We start from the raw sequence: 18,147 nt of genomic DNA on the forward strand, positions 1-18,147 counted from the left end.
GGAGGTGTTGGGAAGCATGAGAATTACAGAACATCCGATTTTAGAGTTCTCCCAAGAGGGACTGGTTGAATTTTCTTTTGACGGTCAAACCTTGAGCGGGCGGGCCGGAGAACCCATTGCCGCCGCCTTGCATGCGGCAGGCGTACGGGCTTTGCGTCACAGCCACCGCCATAATCGGCCGCGCGGCTTGTTTTGTGCGATAGGAAATTGTTCGTCCTGTTTGATGACGGTTGACGGCGTACCCAATGTTCGGGTTTGCGTGGAGCCTTTACAGGCTGGCATGCAGGTAGAAACCCAGAAAGGGAACGGGTACTTGAAATGATAAAGACATGTGATATTTTGATTATTGGCGCCGGCCCGGCTGGATTGGTCGCCGCCAAGGAAGCGGCCCAAGCAGGCGCACAAGTGCTGCTTTTGGAGCGTTCCAATCATTTAGGCGGACAGCTGATTAAGCAGACGCACAAATTTTTCGGTTCTAAAGAAGAGTTTGCCGGGGAACGAGGCGTAGCTATTGCAGAGCGTCTCTTGGCGGAAGTAGGGGAGAATCCTGGTATTGAAGTGTGGTGCGGCGGTACGGCGCTAGGGATTTATCAGGAAGACGGCATTGTAACGGCTGAATATAAGGGCGTTTTTCACAAAATTAAAGCGAAACGCTTGATCGTAGCAACCGGAGCAGCGGAAAAGACACTGCCTTTCCCCAATTCGGATTTGCCTGGTATCTACGGAGCTGGAGCCGTACAGACGTTGATGAATGTGCATGGCGTGCTGCCTGGAAAACGAATCGTTATGCTTGGGGCTGGCAATATTGGCGTCATCGTAGCCTATCAGCTTCTGCAAGCGGGCGTAGAGGTAGCGGCTATTGTCGAAGGCGCTCCGGTTATCGGCAGTTATTGGGTGCATGCGTCGAAAGTCCGACGCTGCGGCGTTCCCATTTACACTTCTCATACGATCGTAGCGGCGCATGGTAAAGAAAGCCTCGAAGCGGTGACTATCGGCAAGGTAGATGAAAAATGGCAAGTAGTGCCGGGAAGCGAGCAGACGATAGAGGCGGACGGTTTATGCTTGTCCGTGGGGTTGTCGCCGTTGACGGAGCTTCTGTGGCAGGCGGGCTGCGATATGACTTTTGTGAAAGAATTAGGCGGCTATGTGCCGTGGCGCGATGCGAATCTGATGACGTCAAAAAAAGAAATTTTTGTAGCCGGTGATGTGGCGGGGGTGGAAGAAGCTTCCGCCGCCATGGTCGAAGGTAAAATTGCCGGGTTGTATGCGGCGTTCTCGCTGGGCATGCATTTGCCGGACTTTCAACAGCAATATCAGCAGGCGAAAGGGCAATTGGCCGCCTTGCGTTCCGGGCCGACAAGCGCCAAGGTTTGCAAGGGCTTATGCAAAGTAACCTTTGAGGAGGCGATGTAAATGCTGTCGAAAACCGGCATTCCGGACAAGGAGCAGATTGCAGCAGTGCTTCCTTGTGAAGCAAGAAAAAAAGAAGGCGCTGTAGCAATTATTGAATGCTACCAGGAAATTCCCTGCAACCCCTGCGCCGATGCGTGCCTGCGAGGCGCTATCACCGTGGATCCCATTCATGAGCGGCCTAAACTGGACGCAGAAAAATGCAATGGCTGCGGTATCTGTTTAACCCATTGCCCTGGGCTGGCTATTGTTGTAACCGATTATCAATATACTGAGACAGAAGCGTTATTAAAACTGCCTTACGAATTTTCACCATTGCCTCAGGAGGGTGAGATTCTGGCCGGCTGCAATCGAGAGGGAGAGGCGATTGTGGATGTAAAAGTGCTTCGCGCGCAGCGCAGCGCCAATAAGACGCACGTACTTTGGCTGGCTGTACCGAAAGAACAGGTAGATGAGGTGCGGTTTGTTCGCCGGAAGGAGGCAAAAGCATGAAAGACGAGACAATCATTTGTCGGTGTGAAGATATTTCTTTAGGAGAGATTCGCGAACGCATTGCCAAGGGAGATCATTCGCTAGAGGAAGTGAAGCGTGCTTGTCGCTGCGGCATGGGACCCTGCCAGGGGCGGACGTGCATGCCTTTGATTGCGCAGGAAATCGCTACAGCAACAGGTCGGAAAGTAGAAGAAGTTGCACTGCCCACCTTCCGGCCGCCGACAGCGCCGATTTCTCTGGGCGTGCTGGCAGGAGGGACTGAGGATGAAAAATAAAGCAGATGTGGTGGTCATCGGCGGCGGTGTTGTAGGCTGCTCGATTGCCTATAATTTGGCCCGTCTAGGCGCCGGTAAAGTGGTTCTTCTTGAAAAAGGATATCTCGCCAGCGGCGCTACGGGCCGTTGCGGCGCCGGCGTGCGTATGCAGTGGGGGACGGAAACCAACTGTCTTTTGTCCCGGGAAAGCGTGAGGATGTTTTCACACCTTCCGGAGTATCTCGGGGTGGATGTTGATATTGAATTTGAACAAGGCGGCTATTTGCTGCTGGCGTATACGAAGAAAATGGAAGATCAGTTCCGTAAAAACCTGCAGCTGCAAAAACAGCTGGGCATTGAAGCGTCTTGGGTGACGCCGGAAGAAGCGAAAGAAATCGTACCGATGTTGAATACGGAAGGTATGCTGGGGGCCACGTTCTGCGCAGAAGACGGTCACTGCAATCCGTTCCGCGTTACTGAGGCCTATGCGCAGGCGGCTCGCAAGCAGGGCGTAGAGATTCGCACCTTTTGCGAAGTGACGGATATTGTTACTGAAGGCTCTAAAATTGTGGCAGTGCGTACGGCGCAGGGCGATATTTTGACCGATACTGTCGTTAACGCCGCTGGCGGACATGCGAAGTGGGTGGGAAGAATGGCTGGCGTGGAACTGCCTATTTTCCCGGAACGGCACGAAATTTTGGTGACCGAGCCGGTGGAAGCCGTCATGGAACCCATGGTCATGAGTTTCTATCACAACCTGTATTGCCAGCAAAGTCCTCATGGCAGCTTTATTATGGGCATCGGTCATCCAGATGAGCCGGAAAGCTTGAATATGACTTCCAGCTGGCACTTCCTTGAAGCTATGGCGCAGCGCGTCACCAAGCTGCTGCCGCCGTTAGCCGGTTTGAAGGTGGTGCGCCAATGGGCGGGCGTGTACGATATGTGTCCGGATCGGACGCCTATTTTGGGCAGCGCGCCTTGCCAGCCGCGTTTCTTTACGGCTGCCGGTTTCAGCGGTCATGGCTTTATGATTTCTCCAATCACCGGCGAACTAATGGCACAGCTGGTACTGGGGCAACAGACGACCCTGCCGGTAGACGTATTTCGTGCAGAACGCTTTGAAGAAGGCGAATTGTTTGTCGAGCCCTCTGTGGTATAAGTCACAACTATAAATCGAAGAGGGGATTAGAACATGATTGAATACAAAAATGAAGCATTTACCGATTTTAGCCAAGAAGGAAATCGGCAGCAAATGGAGGCGGCTTTGTCCAAAGTTGCTTCCGAAAAAGGCGCCTACTATCCTTTGATTATCGACGGTGTGGAAGTCAATACGGAAGCGCGTATTACCTCTTTGAACCCCTCTTTGACCAGCGAGGTAGTGGGAACCGTAGCTCGGGCGAACACGGACTTGGCGGAAAAAGCCGTGCAAGTGGCGGCGCGGACCTTTGAAAGCTGGAAACACGTAGCGCCGCAGGTGAGGGCGTCCCTCTTGTTCAAAGCGGCGGCTATCTTGCGGCGTCGTAAATTCGAATTTTCCGCTTGGCTGACGGAAGAAGCCGGAAAAACCTGGCCGGAAGCCGATGCCGATACGGCGGAAGCTATTGACTTTATGGAGTATTATGCACGCCAGATGCTGCAGTATGCCAAAGGCATGTCCGTGTATCCGTATCCGGGAGAAACTAATGAATGTGTATATATCCCCTTGGGCGTCGGCGTGGTTATTCCGCCCTGGAATTTCCCCTTGGCTATTTTGGCGGGCATGACCGCTGCGGCTGCCGTGTCCGGCAATACGGTTATCGTTAAACCGGCCAGCGCTACGCCGGTAGTGGCTGCTAAACTGATGGAAGTTTGGGCGGAAGCGGGCTTTCCGGCGGGGGTTATCAACTATCTTCCCGGCAGCGGCGGCACCATTGGAGACTATCTGACGACGCATCCTTTAGTGCGTTTCATTAATTTTACCGGCTCTAAGGAAGTGGGCTTGCGCATTAATAAGCTGGCTGCCGATGTAGCGCCTGGACAGAAATGGATCAAACGGGTCATTGCGGAAATGGGCGGCAAGGACGCCATTGTTGTCGATAATGAAGCTAATCTGGAAGAAGCAGCGGCAGGTATTGTCGCCTCTGCCTTTGGGTTCCAGGGACAAAAATGCTCTGCTTGCTCCCGGGCCATTATTGTGGCTGACGTTTACGAGGAAGTGCTGGCTAAAGTAGTGGCTAAAACGAAGGCTTTAAAAGTGGGTTGTGCTGCGGATCCGGCGATGAATATGGGACCGGTGGTCGATGAAAACGCCTACAAGAAAATCCTGGAGTACATTGAGATCGGTAAAAGCGAAGGCAAGATTGTCATTGGCGGTAAAGCCGGCGATGCGGCAGGCTATTTTATTGAGCCGACGGTCATTGCCGATGTGGACGCCCATGCTCGCGTTGCGCAAGAAGAAATTTTTGGGCCGGTGCTGGCGGTGATTAAGGCCGAAGATTACGATCATGCCTTGGCGATTGCCAATGACACGGAGTACGGTTTAACAGGCGCTGTGTTTTCCCAGAATCGGGCTAAATTAGAGCAGGCTCGGCGAGATTTCCATGTAGGCAATCTCTATCTGAATCGTAAGTGCACCGGCGCATTGGTTGGCGTACAGCCTTTTGGCGGCTTCAATATGTCCGGTACTGATTCCAAAGCCGGCGGCGCTGATTATCTGCTGTTGTTCATGCAGGCAAAATCCATTTGCGAAAGATTATAATGGCAAGCAAGAAATAACCATATTTAGAAAAAAATGCTTGTAAAATGAACCGCAGACAAGTATAATGAAGATCAAATTAAAGAAATATTCCGGATGAATGTATGAGGCAACGAGGCTTCTGGAAAGAACAGCATGCTGTTCTTTCCAGAAGCCTTTCTTTTTTTGCAGATGCCCTAAGAGGCATGGAATGAGAAGCGCAATATAATGCAAGAAGACGCGGTGAGAGGAGGAATGGCGGGAAGTAACGGGGGTCATGAAATAAGAATGTAAGTGAAGGAGAGAGACGCGTATGATGAAAATGGGGAAAATGAAAAAGATGGCAGCCCTCTTGAGTGCGTTGGCGCTGACTACCGGTTTGATCGCCGGCTGTGGAGGATCTTCCAGCAAAGACATTAAAATCGGCGTGGTGTACGAACTGACAGGCAATACAGCTTCCTTCGGGACGGCGGCAGCAAATGGCGCAAAGCTGGCCTTTAAAGAAATTAATGCGAATGGCGGCGTGCTGGGCAAGCAAATTCAGCTGGTTGTTGCCGATAATAAAGGCGAGCCTTCGGAATCTTCCAATGCGATGACCAAAGTTATCAGCCAAGATAAGGTTGTGGCGGTAACAGGCTTTACTACCAGCTCTAACGGCATTGCCGCTTCCAGCGTGGCGGAAGCGAATAAAATTCCTTTTGTAGCCGCAGCTACGACCAACCCCAAAGTAACTATTAATGAAGCGTCCGGTAAAGCTAAGGACTATACCTTCCGCGTTTGCTTCATCGATCCTTTCCAAGGCACGGTAGGCGCCAACTTTGTGTTGAACACGCTGAAAGCTAAAAAAGCAGCAATTATGGTTGATAACTCCAGTGACTACAGTAAAGGTCTTGTATCCGTCTTTAAACCGGCGTATACTGCTGGCGGCGGCGCGATAGTGGCTGAAGAAGCGTACTTGCAGAAAGACCAGGATTTCAAAACCATCCTGACCAACATCAAAGCGGCCAATCCCGATGTCATCTACTTGCCAGGCTATTATGAAGAAGTGGGTAAAATTGTCAAGCAGGCTCGTGAATTGGGGATCACGGCTCCCTTTGTCGGCGGAGACGGCTGGGATTCTCCGAAACTGGCTGAAATCGGCGGCGCGGCAGCCCTGAACAACACCTATTTCACTAACCACTATTCGGTAGAAGACAAGAGCCCGAAATCCCGCGCTTTCGTAGAAGCGTACCAGAAAGAGTACGGTCAGCAACCGGACGCTATGGCGGTTCTTGGCTATGACGCCGCGTACGCTCTTGTTGACGCGATCAAACGCGCTGGCAGCGCAGAACCTCAGAAAATTCGCGATGCTTTGGCCGCTACGAAAAACTTCCCTGCGGTTACCGGCGATCTGACTTTGAACGAAAAGCATGACGCTGTGAAGAGCGCTGTTATCATCGAAATGAAAGATGGCAAACAGGTTTATCGCGAAACCATCAAACCGTAATTCTCTTCTCGTTTCCAATCGGTAGAGCCTCCGAATCCGCTAGCATGGATTTTGGAAATAAGAAACCGGCGTCACAAAATGGTGATGCCGGTTTCTTATTCGGTATTTCTAATTTTTAAGGATCTCCGAGCGTTCTGATGGTTACGTTCGCATGCGTCGGCTGTTGCGCCGTTCCTCGTATAAAGAGAGAAGATCGGTCGGCTCGTCGCTTTTAGAAATCCAATCAGGAGATTCTTCTTTGCATTTGGCTACTGCCGATTGCAGATCGTAGAAGACCTCCCACTTGGCCTTGACGAGTGCCGGACCGGTCAGGCGCAGCAAGTAGGCTGGATGGTAGGTGGCAATGGCCGGAATGCCGTATTTAGTCTCGAACCATTGTCCGCGGTCCTTGGTAATGCGGCTGTGAGGGTCCTTTAAGTATTTTAAAGCTACGCTGCCTAGGGCGATAATCACTTTTGGCTGTATCAGGCCCAGCTCTTCGTCTAGCCAGCGGTTGGCGCAAAAAGAGCCTTCTTCAATAGTCGGGGTGCGATTGCCTTTGGGGCGGCATTTTAAGACATTCGTGGTGTAAATGCAATTACGTGTAACTCCCACGCTCCAAAGCGCCTTGTCCAAGAGCTTTCCAGAAGGACCTACCAGCGGTACTCCATATTCATCCTCGACGCCGCCAGGGCCTTCGCCGACGATGGCCAGCGGACTGGTAACGCTGCCGTTGGAGGAAGTAGGGCCAATGGCATCCTTGTAAAGAGAGCAGGCGTTACATTGCAGCAAAGCCTCCTCTAAGTTCTCGTGATTGGGAAACGACATGGAATCACCTCGTAGTAAAAGTGTTATTCTTTCTTAACTTCGACCATATACCTGGTTTTCCTTTACAAAGGAAAGAACATTATTGTAAAATGGGAAAGTACATAGCAAGCAAAAATAGCCACTTCCGCTGAGGAAGGATGCGTTTCGGCACTCTCAGGCGGGGGTGTCATTTTGCTGTCAGGAGGTTCAGCTGTCATGTTGGATATGAAATTTGTGCGGGAGAATCCCGAAGCGGTGCTGGCAGGATTGCAGAAAAGAGGCAGCGCCTTAACGCTTGATGATTTCCTGGCCCTGGAGAAAAAACGCCGGGAAGTGTTGACGGAAGTGGAAGCGCTGAAAAGCCGGCGCAATACGGTTTCTCAAGAAATTAGCCGACTGAAAAAAGCCAAAGAAGATGCTGAAGCTTTGATCCTGGAAATGCGCAGCGTCGGGGAGAAAATCTCCGAACTTGATGAAACGGTGCGCCAGGTGGAGGCGGAGCTGAAGGAAATTTTGCTCAGTATTCCTAATTTACCCCATGCTTCCGTGCCGGTAGGCCGGGATGAAGCGGATAATCCGGAATTGCGCCGTGTAGGCGAAGTCCCCTCCTTTTCCTTTGAGCCGAAAGCGCACTGGGATTTAGGCGAAGACTTGGGAATTCTTGACTTTGAGCGGGGCGCTAAAGTAACTGGGGCGCGTTTTACGTTTTATCGGGGCTTGGGAGCGCGTTTAGAACGGGCTTTGATTAATTTCATGTTGGACGTGCACACCCGTGAACACGGCTATACTGAATTTTTCCCGCCGTTTATTGCAAACAAGGATAGCATGACCGGTACCGGTCAGTTGCCGAAATTTGCCGAAGACATGTTTAAGCTGGAAGGCTTGGATTATTATCTTATCCCAACAGCGGAAGTGCCGATTACGAACTTGCATCGCGGTGAAATTTTGGATGCTAAGGATCTGCCTAAATATTACACCGCTTATAGCGCTTGTTTCCGTGCGGAAGCCGGTTCAGCCGGGCGAGATACCCGGGGCATTATCCGGCAGCATCAGTTTAATAAGGTGGAAATGGTTAAATTCTGCTTGCCGGAAGACTCCTATGACGAGCTGGAAAAATTGGTGGGTAATGCGGAACGCATTCTGCAACTGTTGGAATTGCCGTATCGGGTAATTACCCTTTGCAGCGGTGATATTGGCTTTTCTTCCGCGAAGACCTATGATTTGGAAGTCTGGCTGCCTAGCTTTAACACCTATCGAGAGATTTCCTCCTGTTCGAATTTTGAGGATTTCCAGGCTCGACGGGCGGACATTAAATTCCGTCGGGATGCGAAATCCAAACCGGAGTATTTGCATACATTGAATGGCTCCGGACTGGCCATTGGCCGGACTGTGGCTGCTATTTTGGAAAACTATCAGCAGGCTGACGGCTCGGTTGTGGTGCCAAAGGTACTGCGCGCTTTTATGGGCGTAGATGTGATTCAACCTTAAAAGCAAAAAAACGCTTCGCACAGTGTGCGGAGCGTTTTTTATTGCTCTTATTCGCGGAAAAATTCTTTTTCCCAAGAGATGGCAGACAAGTATTTGGGGGCCAACTGGCTCGAAGGAAGCTGTAGCTGACGGCTGTATTGCAATACTTGAGGCCAGTCGCCTCGTTCGTAAGCAATAACCAGATCCAACAGTTGACGCAGCCTGTTTGGCTGACCTAGCAAAGCTTGGCAGACTTCGTCGGGAATAGGGAGATAGGAGAGAATATCTTTAATCGGCCGTCCTAGAAAAGCGTCTAAAAGTGAAAATAAACCGGTAAAAAAGAAATAATCAGGTGCTAGAGTAGTCTGGAGATGTTCGGACAACAGCTCGCAATGTCGCCCGCGGATAACAGCGAGATGTAATAGTTCCGGAGGCTGTTCGCTGCTGAGATTGCGCAAGGTCACTAAGGCAATCCACTTGGATAGTTCGCGTTGCCCTAATAAAGCTGCGGCGTGGCGGATGGACTGAACCGGCGAGTGAAAGCCGAAAAAAGCGGAATTAGCGTACTTTAGCAGTTGGTAGGATAAGGCCATATCACGTTTGACAATGGCTTCAAAGCGATGAATATTGACAATACGGGCGTGAAGCTCGCGGGAAAGATATAAGTGGTGAGCGCTGACAATCGGTATTTCTTTTTGAGAGAGTACGGTAGGTTTGCTAAAAAAATAGCCTTGAAAAAAAGTATATCCTTGAGCCCGCGCTTGTAAAAATTCGTCTTTGGTTTCTATTTTTTCCGCTAAGAAACGTGGGTGGTAGATGCCGTGACGATACAGAAAGCTTTTGGTTTGCAGACTTTTGGCATCACGGAAATCTACTTTGATGATATCGGCCAAAGTGGCTAAAGGCAGCCATTCCGGCGACGGGATAAAATCATCAAGCACCAGCCAATAACCGTCTCTTTTTAATTGTACACAAGCGTCGATAACCTCTTGGCTGGGGGAGACGGTTTCTAATATTTCGACGGCCAATACATCCGGCGGCAAAAGTTGCGGAATTTTTTGCTGAAGCAAGGACGCACTAAAATTGACGAAGGCTTTTTTACCTTCGGTAATGGTATCAATACCCATTTGCAGGAAGACATTCACCAAAACTTCTTTTGTTGCCTGATTATCATCAACATATTCGGCCTGGTTAATTTCGCTGTTGCGAAAAAGAAGTTCATAAGCAACTACCTGGGAATTGGTATTGAAAATCGGTTGTCTGGCTACAAATATATCCATGATTCATCCTCGTGCAACGTAAGCTGCCTAATGGGTGCCGCCGTTAGCAAAGTGAAGCGGGGGAATAAAGCGCAAGGGGCGGACTAAGTGGTTCCCTTGGAGATCCAGTACTTCTTTTTCCGGGGTTTGTACAACAAGCGAATGCGTACCAGTTAATTCCCAAAACAGAAGCTGGGCAAATCGGCCATCGGTCAGTTCCAGCCATTCTCCTGCAAGATGGTTCTGCATGAGTTTTAGAAACGCTTGTCCGCAGTGCGTATCTAACTGACCGGAGAGAATTGAGCTTTGAATTTCATCTAAGGCGACAAACGAACTGTGTTGGGTGCCATAACTTTTTTGCGAGGTCATGGCGTCGTATACGTCGGCTATTGCGATGATTTTAGCGAAGACATGCGTCTTGTCGCTCTTGGTATGAAGAGGGTAGCCGCTGCCGTCTAAGCGCTCATGATGCTGGAGAACGCCCATGAGGACAGGCAAATCATATTCTTTCTGTTTTTGAAGAAAACGAAACCCTAGCAGGGAATGTAAACGAACTTTTTCTTTTTCATCTTCCGACAAGGGCTGTTGCTTTCCCAACACTTCTAAAGAAACACGTAATTTTCCTACGTCATGCAGTAGGGCAGACAGCGTAAGCGCCTGCAGCCGTTCTTCGGAAAAATCGCATTGTTTGCCAATCAAGGCGGAAAGAAGCGCCACATGCAAGGTATGATGGAATATATAGGGGGAATTTCGCGGGTGCAAATGCAAACAGCGCAGAACCTGTACCGGAGAAGCGGTTAACGCAAGGAGATCGCCAGCTAAGGTTTCTAGCAGTTCCTTCTCTAAGCGGCCATGTAAACGCGCGGAAGAAAAAATATGTTTGATTTCTTCCAGCAAACGGCGATAATGCATACTTAATTCACTTTGGGGAGACTGATTCCAAAAAGCATCCCAAAGCATTTGAAAAGGAGCCGGTGAAGTAATCGGTTCTTTTGGTGCGGGCAAGTCTAACATCGGTGCTGTTTCTGCAAACTCTTCTTCTATGGAAGGAAATTCTGAAACGGCTTCCGGGGTTTCGTCAAGCAGGCTTGGTGGCCGGTCTACCCAAATGGTCACCTGCATGATAAGCAGGTTTTGCAAAAGGGAAATGTGTTTGGCCGATAAAACCACTCCCTGGCTGAGCAGCATTTTCCCGTTGAAGTCATAGACTGGTGAAGCCAGGCGCATACCAGCTTGGAGATTGGATATATCACAAATCTTGGCTTGAAAGGGATGCATGCACGGCGTCCTCCTTTAGAGTGGGACTTTTTTAGTATGATATAATCAAGTATATTGTTATTGTACCAAATTTGGTAATAAATGTCGTGCAGAACCTTGAAATTGTGTGAATTTTGGAGGAAGGTCATGGCTTGGAGCGTTGGATTGTCCTGGCAAGTTTTAGTAGGCGTATCTTGGGCTTTGTGGGGGCGGTGGCGGCAGCAGCCGCGGCTGGTTCGGCCGCTTATGTTTTTTTTAGTGGGTTGCGGCGTTGCCCTCGAAATGGTTGTTTTTTTCTTGTGGGAAGCTTGGCCGGCGTCTGAAGAAAATGTCTGGCTGGCATGCTATGTTTTAGCAATTATTGTTGGAAAACGGCTGCCGGGAATGGCGTGGTGGCTGGCTCTGTTAGGCGGGGCTTTAGGGGCGATTTTATTAGGAGGGCAAGCGGCGGCAATGGCGTCTTTACCGGGAGCTCCCACATCAGCGATAATCTGGCTGAGCTTTTTTGGCAGCGCTTTTGGCGGCGGAGCTCTCTTATATGCAGCATTGTCTGCACAGTGGCAAGCAGAAATGCATTTGGGCGTACTGAATGTACTGGCAGTGGGCGTTTTAGCGACAGCAGTCTTAACGGGCAGTCAACTTTGGCTATTTCTAAATGGGCCGTTTTCGCTAGCGTCTTGCTTGGCTATGGGGGGGCTTGTTTATAGCGGCATAGTGCAGCCTATGAAATGGCTGCGACAGCCGGGAATACTGCAAAGGAGCCTGCTTTGGTGTTCCGTTATCCTCTTTCTTTGTTGTACTTGGTGGCTGCGTAATGAGTATTATTTTCATTGACAGTGCTTGGTTTTATTTCGTATAATACAGGTAGAAATTAATGATAATTAATTTCAATGGTTTTGCAAACTTGGCTAAAGCCTGTTTGCCTTTTTTTACTCGTTAACGTGATAATGATAATCGAGATCATGGAGGGGTACTATGACACTGGATCAAGTACAGCGAGGACAGAAAATACGAATTTTAGCCATCCCTCAAGAAGAAATACGAGCGCAAGCCATTCGGTTTGGCATTTCTATTGGTGCAGAGGTGGAATGCGCGGAAAAAATTATGGCCGGGCCCATTGTGCTTTCTAAAGGAAAACAAGAAATTGCTATTGGCCGTCGGTTGGCGGAAAACATCAAAATTGCTTTAGCGTAACTAGAAAAGGAGACAGCCGACATGTCTTGTCATAACAAGAGCTGCTGCCATGAAAAGAAAAATAACGTCTCAGGACAAAAGCATTGTGGGCTGGGACACACTTCGTTAGAGGGCGTGGTGCCGTCGGGCGCCAGAAAGATTGTTTTAGTGGGCAACCCGAATGTGGGTAAATCGGTATTCTTTAATTATTTGACCGGCTTGTATGTGGATGTGTCCAACTTTCCCGGTACAACGGTAGATATTTCTTATGGAAAACTGGGAGAAGACGTTGTGATTGACACTCCCGGCGTATATGGGATTTCTTCGTTTAACGACGAAGAGCGCGTGGCCAGAGATGTCATTCTTGCGGCTGATCTGATCATTAATGTGGTGGATGCGGTGCACTTGGAACGAGATTTGTTTTTGACGTTGCAGGTGATTGACACCGGCATTCCCGTGCTGGTAGCCTTAAATATGGTGGATGACGCCGCGCAAAAGGGCATTCGGGTAGATGCGCACTTGTTGGAGCATTTGCTGGGAGTTCCCGTCGTTTCTACGGTGGCCGTCAAGGGGCAGGGTTTGGAACAGATTCGCGAACGCTTGGAGGAGGCTAGAACCGGCATTGTACCCGCACCGCTGCAAAGAGAGCTGAAAGAAACTTTGAACCGTATTAGCAGCCAAGCGGAGGCGCTGTTGGTTCTCGAAGGAGATCCGCACGTGGCGGAGCGGCATGGCATTGCGCCGGGTGATCGCCGTGAGGCTATTTATAGTGACCGCCGTGAGCGTGTGAATGATTTGGTTTGCCATGTTTTGAGCGAGACGCAGCAAGGCGTGGATTTTGCCACGCGTTTGGGGCGTTGGATGCTTCGGCCAGCGACAGGAGTGCCTTTTTTTCTGTTGGCCGTTTCGTTGATGTTTTATTTCATCGGGGTCTTTGTGGCCCAAGATGTAGTTGGTTTTACCGAAGAGACGTTGATGCAGGGCTATTATGAGCCGATGGTACGGGGCTTGATTGGACGGTATGTCGCAGAAGAATCGGTGTTGGGAGCCTTTTTGATTGGCGAATTCGGACTGATGACAATGACCGTCACCTATGTAATGGGACTTTTATTGCCGTTGGTTGTGGCGTTTTACTTCATGCTTTCCATTATGGAGGATTCGGGGTATTTGCCCCGTTTGGCCACTCTGGTAGACCGGATGATGAACTTGATCGGTCTTAACGGAAGAGCGATTATTCCAATGATCCTTGGCTTTGGCTGCATTACGATGGCTACCATTACGACGAGGTTGCTGGGCTCGGAGCGGGAACGGACCATTGCGACGGCTCTTTTGGGACTGGCTATTCCCTGTTCAGCGCAGCTGGGGGTTATTGTGGGCCTCTTATCCGGCATTGGCGCCTATTACACGATGCTGTACGTGGGGATCTTGGTGCTGGTGCTGGGCGTGACAGGAAGGGTGCTGAGCAAGGTATTGCCAGGAGAAACCAGCGACCTTCTTATCGACTTGCCGCCTCTTCGTCTGCCTCGTTTGGAAAATGTCTTGAAAAAGATGGCCACCAAGTCGTATGCATTTTTGAAAGAAGCGGCGCCCTTATTTGCGTTGGGAGCGCTGATTATTACGACCTTGCAGGTGACGGGCCTTTTGGAGAGTATCCAAGATGTGCTGGCCCCTGTAACGGTCGGCATGCTCAAGCTGCCGCGAGAATCGGCAACCATTTTTATCATGGGCATGATCCGGCGTGATTTTGGCGCTGCCGGGCTGACCGATATGGCGATTTCGCCGGAACAAATGTTAGTTTCCTTGGTGACCATCACCTTGTTTGTGCCCTGTATTGCTTCGGTACTGGTAATGTTTAAAGAACGAGGCCGTATGGAAGGCACGATTATTTGGCTGGGCTCCTGGGTTGCGGCCTTTGCAGTGGGCGGCTTGGTAGCTGCGGTACTGCTCTAAAAGGGAGGTTGACGCTATGACACAATGTCCCACTTGCTCTTTTCCTCTTACCGCCCAGGCGGGGCTGCGTTGCCCCCGGTGTCGGACGCTGTTGGTGACTCCTTGCTGCGGCTCTTGTTCTAAATGCCGGCAAAAAGAGGACTGTAAGCAAAACGGAAAGAATTCCTAAGCGGGCGCTATAAATAGCATGTAAAAATTAAATCATAAGGGAAGAATTGTCTTTTGATAAACAAGGCAATTCTTCTTTTTTTATTTCGTTTTTAATGCAAAATGCAGTATACTTTTCGTTTAAATGTATACAATGGGATAGTTTTCACTTTATAAAGTTGAATAATGGTTTTAAAAGTAGTATAATACGGACAATATAAAAGATTCTATAATTTGTGCAAGGGAGCGGCAGAAAAATGGGCGCAAAGAATAGCACTTCATTTTCAAGACGGAATTTTTTACGCCTCTGTGGTCTGGGGGTAACGGCAGGAGCACTAGGTAGTGCTGGCTGCGGTCGTGAAACGGTAGGCGGACATGGTTGGCTGCCGGCGCAGTATCGACAGCCGGCGACCGCTTTAGCTGCCTTGCGGGGACGAGTATCCTTGGAAGAAGACGATCCGGCTCTGAGCCGTGATGACCGCAAATGCATTCTTTGCGGGCAGTGTCTGCAAGTCTGTCGGGATGTGCAGACTGTATACGGACAGTATGAATTGCCTGTGCGTGATGCGGCCATTTGTGTGCACTGCGGTCAGTGCGCTCTTTCCTGCCCGACTGGAGCTATCCGCGAAAAGAATGATACCAAGCGTGTTCAAGAGGCGCTAGAGGATAAAAGTCGGCAAACGGTGATTCAATTAGCGCCGGCGACACGCGTGTCCCTTGGCGAAGCCTTTGGCCTTGCTCCGGGGAGTATTACGGCGCAGCAGCATGTGGCGGCATGGCGGCAAGGCGGAGCGGCGGCTGTGTTTGACACGGCTTTTGCCGCCGATGTGACGGTATGGGAAGAGGCGGCGGAGTTTCAGCAGCGTTGGGATAAAGGGGCGCTGCCGCATTTTACGTCTTGCTGTCCGGCGTGGGTGAAGTTTTGCGAGTATTTTTACCCTCAATGGCTGCCGCGCTTGTCCACGGTCAAATCGCCGCAGCAAATACTGGGAACGTTGCTGAAGTCCGAGTATGGAAAGAACTATGGCTTGCGGCTCAAGGATATTTTTTCTGTAGCGGTAATGCCTTGTACTGCGAAAAAATTTGAATGCTTGCGTCAAAAAGAAGCCTCCGGCTTGCAGGCGGTAGACGCCGTGCTGACCGTGCGGGAAGCTGCGGCTTTGTTTCAGCGACAAGGCATGGCAGTACCGTCGTTAGCGCCGCGCGAATTTGACGCGCCTTTTGGCGTCGCCAGCGGCGGCGGTCGCATTTTTGGCGCTCGCGGCGGCGTGAGCGAAGCAGTCGTCCGCAGTCTTTGGCGGCAGGGTTCAGACGCGGATTTGCCGCCTGCCGCGCTGCAATGGCGGCAACGAGAGGATTTAAGAGGCCTGCGAGAGGCAAAATTGACTCTGCCCCAAGGCGTGACGCTTCGTCTTGCGGCGGCGCAGGGCCTGGGGCAGGCGCGGGCCATGCTGGAAGCGTTGCAAAGCGGACAAGGAAGCTGGGATTTTATTGAGGTAATGGCTTGCCCTGGCGGCTGTGTTGGGGGCGGCGGTCAGCCGTTAAGTCAATTGCCGCCTACCGAAGAAGGGCGGCAGGCGCGCATCGCCGCCATGCGCGCGCAGGATCGGCAGGATCTTCGTTCCAGTCATGAAAGCCAGGAGGCACGTAATGTATATGAGACTTTTTTAGGCGAGCCTTGCGGGGAAAAAGCCGAAGCGTTGTTGCATACTTCGTTTCAAGATCGACGGCAAGCATTTGCGGCTAAGGCGCAGCCGGAAAGGAGACTATGATGCCGAAGAGCGTATTGGTGGATGTGACGCGCTGTATTGGCTGCGGGGCCTGTACGGTGGCGTGCAAGTTGTGGAACGGCCTAGCTTATGATGAGCAGGTTCCCCATAGCGGTTCCAAAGCGCAGCTAAATGAGCGCAACTGGACGATTTTAGAGAAACGCCAGGTAAACGGGAGTCAGCGGCGATATGTAAAAAAACAGTGCATGCATTGCCTGGAACCGGCGTGCGTGTCGGCTTGTTTTTCGAAAGCGCTGCAGCGGGATGAACACGGCGCGGTCATCTATCATCCGGAGTTGTGCGTAGGCTGCCGATACTGTATGGTGGCCTGCCCCTTTGAAGTGCCCAAGTATGAGTGGGGCAAGCAAATTCCTCTGGTGGCTAAGTGCCAGTTTTGTTTTACGAAGCTGGCGGCGGGAGAGGCCCCTGCTTGTGCCGGCACTTGTCCGACGCAGGCTCTCTTGTACGGAGAACGCTCCGAACTGTTGGCGGAGGCGCATCGTCGCTTGCAAAACGGTTCCTATGTGCCCCATGTTTACGGCGAAAAGGAAATCGGCGGCACTTCTTGGTTATATCTGTCAGATGCGCCTTTTGCACAACTTGGCTTTCCGGAAAAGCTGGGCGAGAAAAGCCTGCCTGCCTATACGCAGGGATTTTTGTCGCAGACGCCATGGCTGGCTGTGGGCTGGGGCGGCTTTTTGGCAGGCATGTCCTGGTATACCCGGCGTCGGCGGCGTTTGAAAAACGAAGACAAGGAAGGCGGCGAGGAAGATGAAGGTTAACTTGTTTGGCTGGAATTTTACAGTGACGCCTGCACGGTACTTCCTGACGGCGGTGGCGCTCTTAGGGATTATTGTCATCGTTTTTCGTTTGGTTACCGGCATGGGTGCGGTGACGAATCTAAGTGATGAGTGGCCCTGGGGGCTTTGGATCGCTTTTGACGTTCTCACCGGCGTTGCTTTGGCAGGCGGCGGCTATTCGACGGCGTTGATTGTGCATATTTTGCATCAAGACCGCTACTATCCGGTAGCACGGGGGGCTATGCTGACATCTCTTTTAGGATATCTGCTGGTTATGGCAGGTCTTTTTTTGGATATTGGCCAATGGTTTAATTTCTGGCGTCCTTTTGTTTCCTGGGGCCATGCGTCGGTGCTGTTTGAAGTTTTTTGGTGCGTTTCCATTTATACAACCATTCAATTTTTGGAATTCGGGGAAGTGGTTACCGAACGCATCGGTCGAAAATGGCATCTGTATTTTAAAAAAATGATTCCTGTGCTGATGATTATTGGCGTTGTACTACCCACGCTACACCAATCGTCATTAGGAGCGCTTTTCTTGATCGCCGTACACAAGGTATATCCTTTGTGGTGGTCCGAATGGCTGCCTGCGTACTTTTTGCTGTCTTCCTTTTTTGTGGGTCCGGCGATGGTATGCGTGGAGTCCATCTTGTCCGGCCGCGTGTTTCGGCATCCGGTACCGCTCCATGTTTTGCGCGGTTTAGCCTATATTGGCGGCGTGATGATGTTTTTGTATCTCTTGTTGAAGGTGCATGATTTTACGGTGCGTGGTTTGTGGCCGCTGGTATTTCAAGGGAATTTGCAGAGTTGGTTTTTCTTTTTCGAAATGGGCCTGTGCCTTTGCTTGCCCTTGGGAATTCTATTTACCCTTTGGGGGCGTACGAAGAACGGCCTTCTGACTTACGGCGTACTAACCAGCCTAGGAGTCATCATGAACCGCCTGAATACGGCGATTACCGCAATGGTCATGGAAGGAAAGAGCTTGTATTTTCCGTCGATATGGGAAATCATTGTCAGCGCCGCGCTGTTGGCGATGGGCTGTTTGTTGTATTGCTTTATTGTGGAAAATTTTTATATTTTGGACTATAAGCCGAAAGCGGAAAAAGAAAAAGTTTCCGTGCAGCACCGCCTAGCGGAGGCGGAACTGGAGCATCAGTAATTTTAGTGAGAAATGCATAGAACCATGT

17 protein-coding genes are annotated in these 18,147 nt (G+C 50.6%); 14 read left to right on the top strand and 3 right to left on the bottom strand.

Features of this window, described 5'->3' with window-relative positions:
- The first annotated feature begins 16 nt into the window (after positions 1 to 16).
- From C508_RS0102430 to C508_RS0102460, 7 genes are all read left to right on the top strand, one after another.
- Positions 17 to 322 (top strand): (2Fe-2S)-binding protein, encoded by a 306-nt coding sequence (locus C508_RS0102430; RefSeq protein ID WP_018701947.1) that lies wholly within the window; start codon positions 17 to 19, stop codon positions 320 to 322.
- Positions 319 to 1,413, top strand: a complete 1,095-nt coding sequence (locus C508_RS0102435; RefSeq protein ID WP_018701948.1) for an NAD(P)/FAD-dependent oxidoreductase — start codon at positions 319 to 321, stop codon at positions 1,411 to 1,413. Before C508_RS0102430 ends, C508_RS0102435 begins: the two co-directional genes overlap by 4 nt.
- Positions 1,414 to 1,902: an NADH-quinone oxidoreductase subunit I gene (locus C508_RS0102440; protein WP_018701949.1), complete on the top strand. Its 489-nt coding sequence runs from the start codon at positions 1,414 to 1,416 to the stop codon at positions 1,900 to 1,902.
- Positions 1,899 to 2,177: a (2Fe-2S)-binding protein gene (locus C508_RS0102445; protein ID WP_018701950.1), complete on the top strand. Its 279-nt coding sequence runs from the start codon at positions 1,899 to 1,901 to the stop codon at positions 2,175 to 2,177. Before C508_RS0102440 ends, C508_RS0102445 begins: the two co-directional genes overlap by 4 nt.
- A complete protein-coding gene (locus tag C508_RS0102450) occupies positions 2,167 to 3,315 on the top strand; it encodes an NAD(P)/FAD-dependent oxidoreductase (protein ID WP_018701951.1) in 1,149 nt (382 codons plus the stop codon). Before C508_RS0102445 ends, C508_RS0102450 begins: the two co-directional genes overlap by 11 nt.
- Before the next feature lie 33 nt (positions 3,316 to 3,348).
- Positions 3,349 to 4,893, top strand: a complete 1,545-nt coding sequence (gene pruA / locus C508_RS0102455) for an L-glutamate gamma-semialdehyde dehydrogenase (protein WP_018701952.1) — start codon at positions 3,349 to 3,351, stop codon at positions 4,891 to 4,893.
- A 298-nt stretch (positions 4,894 to 5,191) separates the two neighbouring features.
- Positions 5,192 to 6,355, top strand: a complete 1,164-nt coding sequence (locus C508_RS0102460; protein WP_155836702.1) for an ABC transporter substrate-binding protein — start codon at positions 5,192 to 5,194, stop codon at positions 6,353 to 6,355.
- Between the two features lie 141 nt (positions 6,356 to 6,496).
- Here C508_RS0102460 and C508_RS0102465 read toward each other — a convergent pair whose 3' ends face one another.
- Positions 6,497 to 7,162 carry a uracil-DNA glycosylase gene (locus C508_RS0102465; RefSeq protein ID WP_018701954.1) on the bottom strand — a complete coding sequence of 222 codons (666 nt, stop codon included), beginning with the start codon at positions 7,160 to 7,162 and terminating at the stop codon, positions 6,497 to 6,499.
- Between the two features lie 195 nt (positions 7,163 to 7,357).
- Between C508_RS0102465 and serS the strand changes: the two genes are divergently transcribed.
- Complete coding sequence (serS, locus tag C508_RS0102470) at positions 7,358 to 8,629, top strand: serine--tRNA ligase (RefSeq protein WP_018701955.1); 1,272 nt, start codon at positions 7,358 to 7,360, stop codon at positions 8,627 to 8,629.
- Positions 8,630 to 8,676: 47 nt separating this feature from the next.
- Here serS and C508_RS0102475 read toward each other — a convergent pair whose 3' ends face one another.
- Together C508_RS0102475 and C508_RS0102480 are read right to left on the bottom strand one after the other, a co-directional pair.
- Positions 8,677 to 9,888 (bottom strand): EAL and HDOD domain-containing protein, encoded by a 1,212-nt coding sequence (locus tag C508_RS0102475; protein ID WP_018701956.1) that lies wholly within the window; start codon positions 9,886 to 9,888, stop codon positions 8,677 to 8,679.
- Positions 9,889 to 9,915: 27 nt separating this feature from the next.
- Complete coding sequence (locus C508_RS0102480) at positions 9,916 to 11,145, bottom strand: HD-GYP domain-containing protein (protein WP_018701957.1); 1,230 nt, start codon at positions 11,143 to 11,145, stop codon at positions 9,916 to 9,918.
- 126 nt (positions 11,146 to 11,271) lie between these two features.
- Here C508_RS0102480 and C508_RS0102485 point away from each other — a divergent pair, with 126 nt between their 5' ends.
- The 6 genes from C508_RS0102485 (at position 11,272) to nrfD (ending at position 18,119) form a co-directional block, all read left to right on the top strand.
- A complete protein-coding gene (locus tag C508_RS0102485) occupies positions 11,272 to 11,958 on the top strand; it encodes a hypothetical protein (protein ID WP_018701958.1) in 687 nt (228 codons plus the stop codon).
- 141 nt (positions 11,959 to 12,099) lie between these two features.
- Complete coding sequence (locus tag C508_RS0102490; RefSeq protein ID WP_018701959.1) at positions 12,100 to 12,318, top strand: FeoA family protein; 219 nt, start codon at positions 12,100 to 12,102, stop codon at positions 12,316 to 12,318.
- A gap of 21 nt (positions 12,319 to 12,339) precedes the next feature.
- The gene (gene feoB / locus C508_RS0102495; protein ID WP_018701960.1) at positions 12,340 to 14,247 is read left to right on the top strand and encodes a ferrous iron transport protein B; all 1,908 of its coding nucleotides are present in this window, start codon (positions 12,340 to 12,342) and stop codon (positions 14,245 to 14,247) included.
- Positions 14,248 to 14,651: 404 nt separating this feature from the next.
- On the top strand, positions 14,652 to 16,166 hold the full coding sequence (locus C508_RS17635; RefSeq protein WP_018701961.1) for a [Fe-Fe] hydrogenase large subunit C-terminal domain-containing protein: 1,515 nt from the start codon (positions 14,652 to 14,654) through the stop codon (positions 16,164 to 16,166).
- Positions 16,166 to 16,945, top strand: a complete 780-nt coding sequence (locus tag C508_RS0102505; RefSeq protein WP_018701962.1) for a 4Fe-4S dicluster domain-containing protein — start codon at positions 16,166 to 16,168, stop codon at positions 16,943 to 16,945. The genes C508_RS17635 and C508_RS0102505 overlap by 1 nt, the downstream gene beginning before the upstream one ends.
- A complete protein-coding gene (gene nrfD, locus C508_RS17640; protein WP_018701963.1) occupies positions 16,935 to 18,119 on the top strand; it encodes an NrfD/PsrC family molybdoenzyme membrane anchor subunit in 1,185 nt (394 codons plus the stop codon). Before C508_RS0102505 ends, nrfD begins: the two co-directional genes overlap by 11 nt.
- Positions 18,120 to 18,147 lie beyond the last annotated feature (28 nt).

The organism is Anaeromusa acidaminophila DSM 3853 (genome assembly GCF_000374545.1).
GTDB lineage: Bacteria > Bacillota > Negativicutes > Anaeromusales > Anaeromusaceae > Anaeromusa > Anaeromusa acidaminophila.

Bases quoted from the DNA above. Each gene is read 5' to 3' on its own strand.
- C508_RS0102475 (WP_018701956.1), bottom strand. From the start codon at position 9,888: ATGGATATATTTGTAGCCAGACAACCGATTTTCAATACCAATTCCCAG.
- C508_RS0102445 (WP_018701950.1), top strand. From the start codon at position 1,899: ATGAAAGACGAGACAATCATTTGTCGGTGTGAAGATATTTCTTTAGGA.
- serS (WP_018701955.1), top strand. From the start codon at position 7,358: ATGTTGGATATGAAATTTGTGCGGGAGAATCCCGAAGCGGTGCTGGCA.
- feoB (WP_018701960.1), top strand. From the start codon at position 12,340: ATGTCTTGTCATAACAAGAGCTGCTGCCATGAAAAGAAAAATAACGTC.
- pruA (WP_018701952.1), top strand. From the start codon at position 3,349: ATGATTGAATACAAAAATGAAGCATTTACCGATTTTAGCCAAGAAGGA.
- C508_RS0102490 (WP_018701959.1), top strand. From the start codon at position 12,100: ATGACACTGGATCAAGTACAGCGAGGACAGAAAATACGAATTTTAGCC.
- nrfD (WP_018701963.1), top strand. From the start codon at position 16,935: ATGAAGGTTAACTTGTTTGGCTGGAATTTTACAGTGACGCCTGCACGG.
- C508_RS0102450 (WP_018701951.1), top strand. From the start codon at position 2,167: ATGAAAAATAAAGCAGATGTGGTGGTCATCGGCGGCGGTGTTGTAGGC.
- C508_RS0102505 (WP_018701962.1), top strand. From the start codon at position 16,166: ATGCCGAAGAGCGTATTGGTGGATGTGACGCGCTGTATTGGCTGCGGG.
- C508_RS0102435 (WP_018701948.1), top strand. From the start codon at position 319: ATGATAAAGACATGTGATATTTTGATTATTGGCGCCGGCCCGGCTGGA.
- C508_RS0102430 (WP_018701947.1), top strand. From the start codon at position 17: ATGAGAATTACAGAACATCCGATTTTAGAGTTCTCCCAAGAGGGACTG.
- C508_RS0102465 (WP_018701954.1), bottom strand. From the start codon at position 7,162: ATGTCGTTTCCCAATCACGAGAACTTAGAGGAGGCTTTGCTGCAATGT.
- C508_RS0102460 (WP_155836702.1), top strand. From the start codon at position 5,192: ATGGGGAAAATGAAAAAGATGGCAGCCCTCTTGAGTGCGTTGGCGCTG.
- C508_RS0102485 (WP_018701958.1), top strand. From the start codon at position 11,272: ATGGCTTGGAGCGTTGGATTGTCCTGGCAAGTTTTAGTAGGCGTATCT.
- C508_RS17635 (WP_018701961.1), top strand. From the start codon at position 14,652: ATGGGCGCAAAGAATAGCACTTCATTTTCAAGACGGAATTTTTTACGC.
- C508_RS0102440 (WP_018701949.1), top strand. From the start codon at position 1,414: ATGCTGTCGAAAACCGGCATTCCGGACAAGGAGCAGATTGCAGCAGTG.
- C508_RS0102480 (WP_018701957.1), bottom strand. From the start codon at position 11,145: ATGCATCCCTTTCAAGCCAAGATTTGTGATATATCCAATCTCCAAGCT.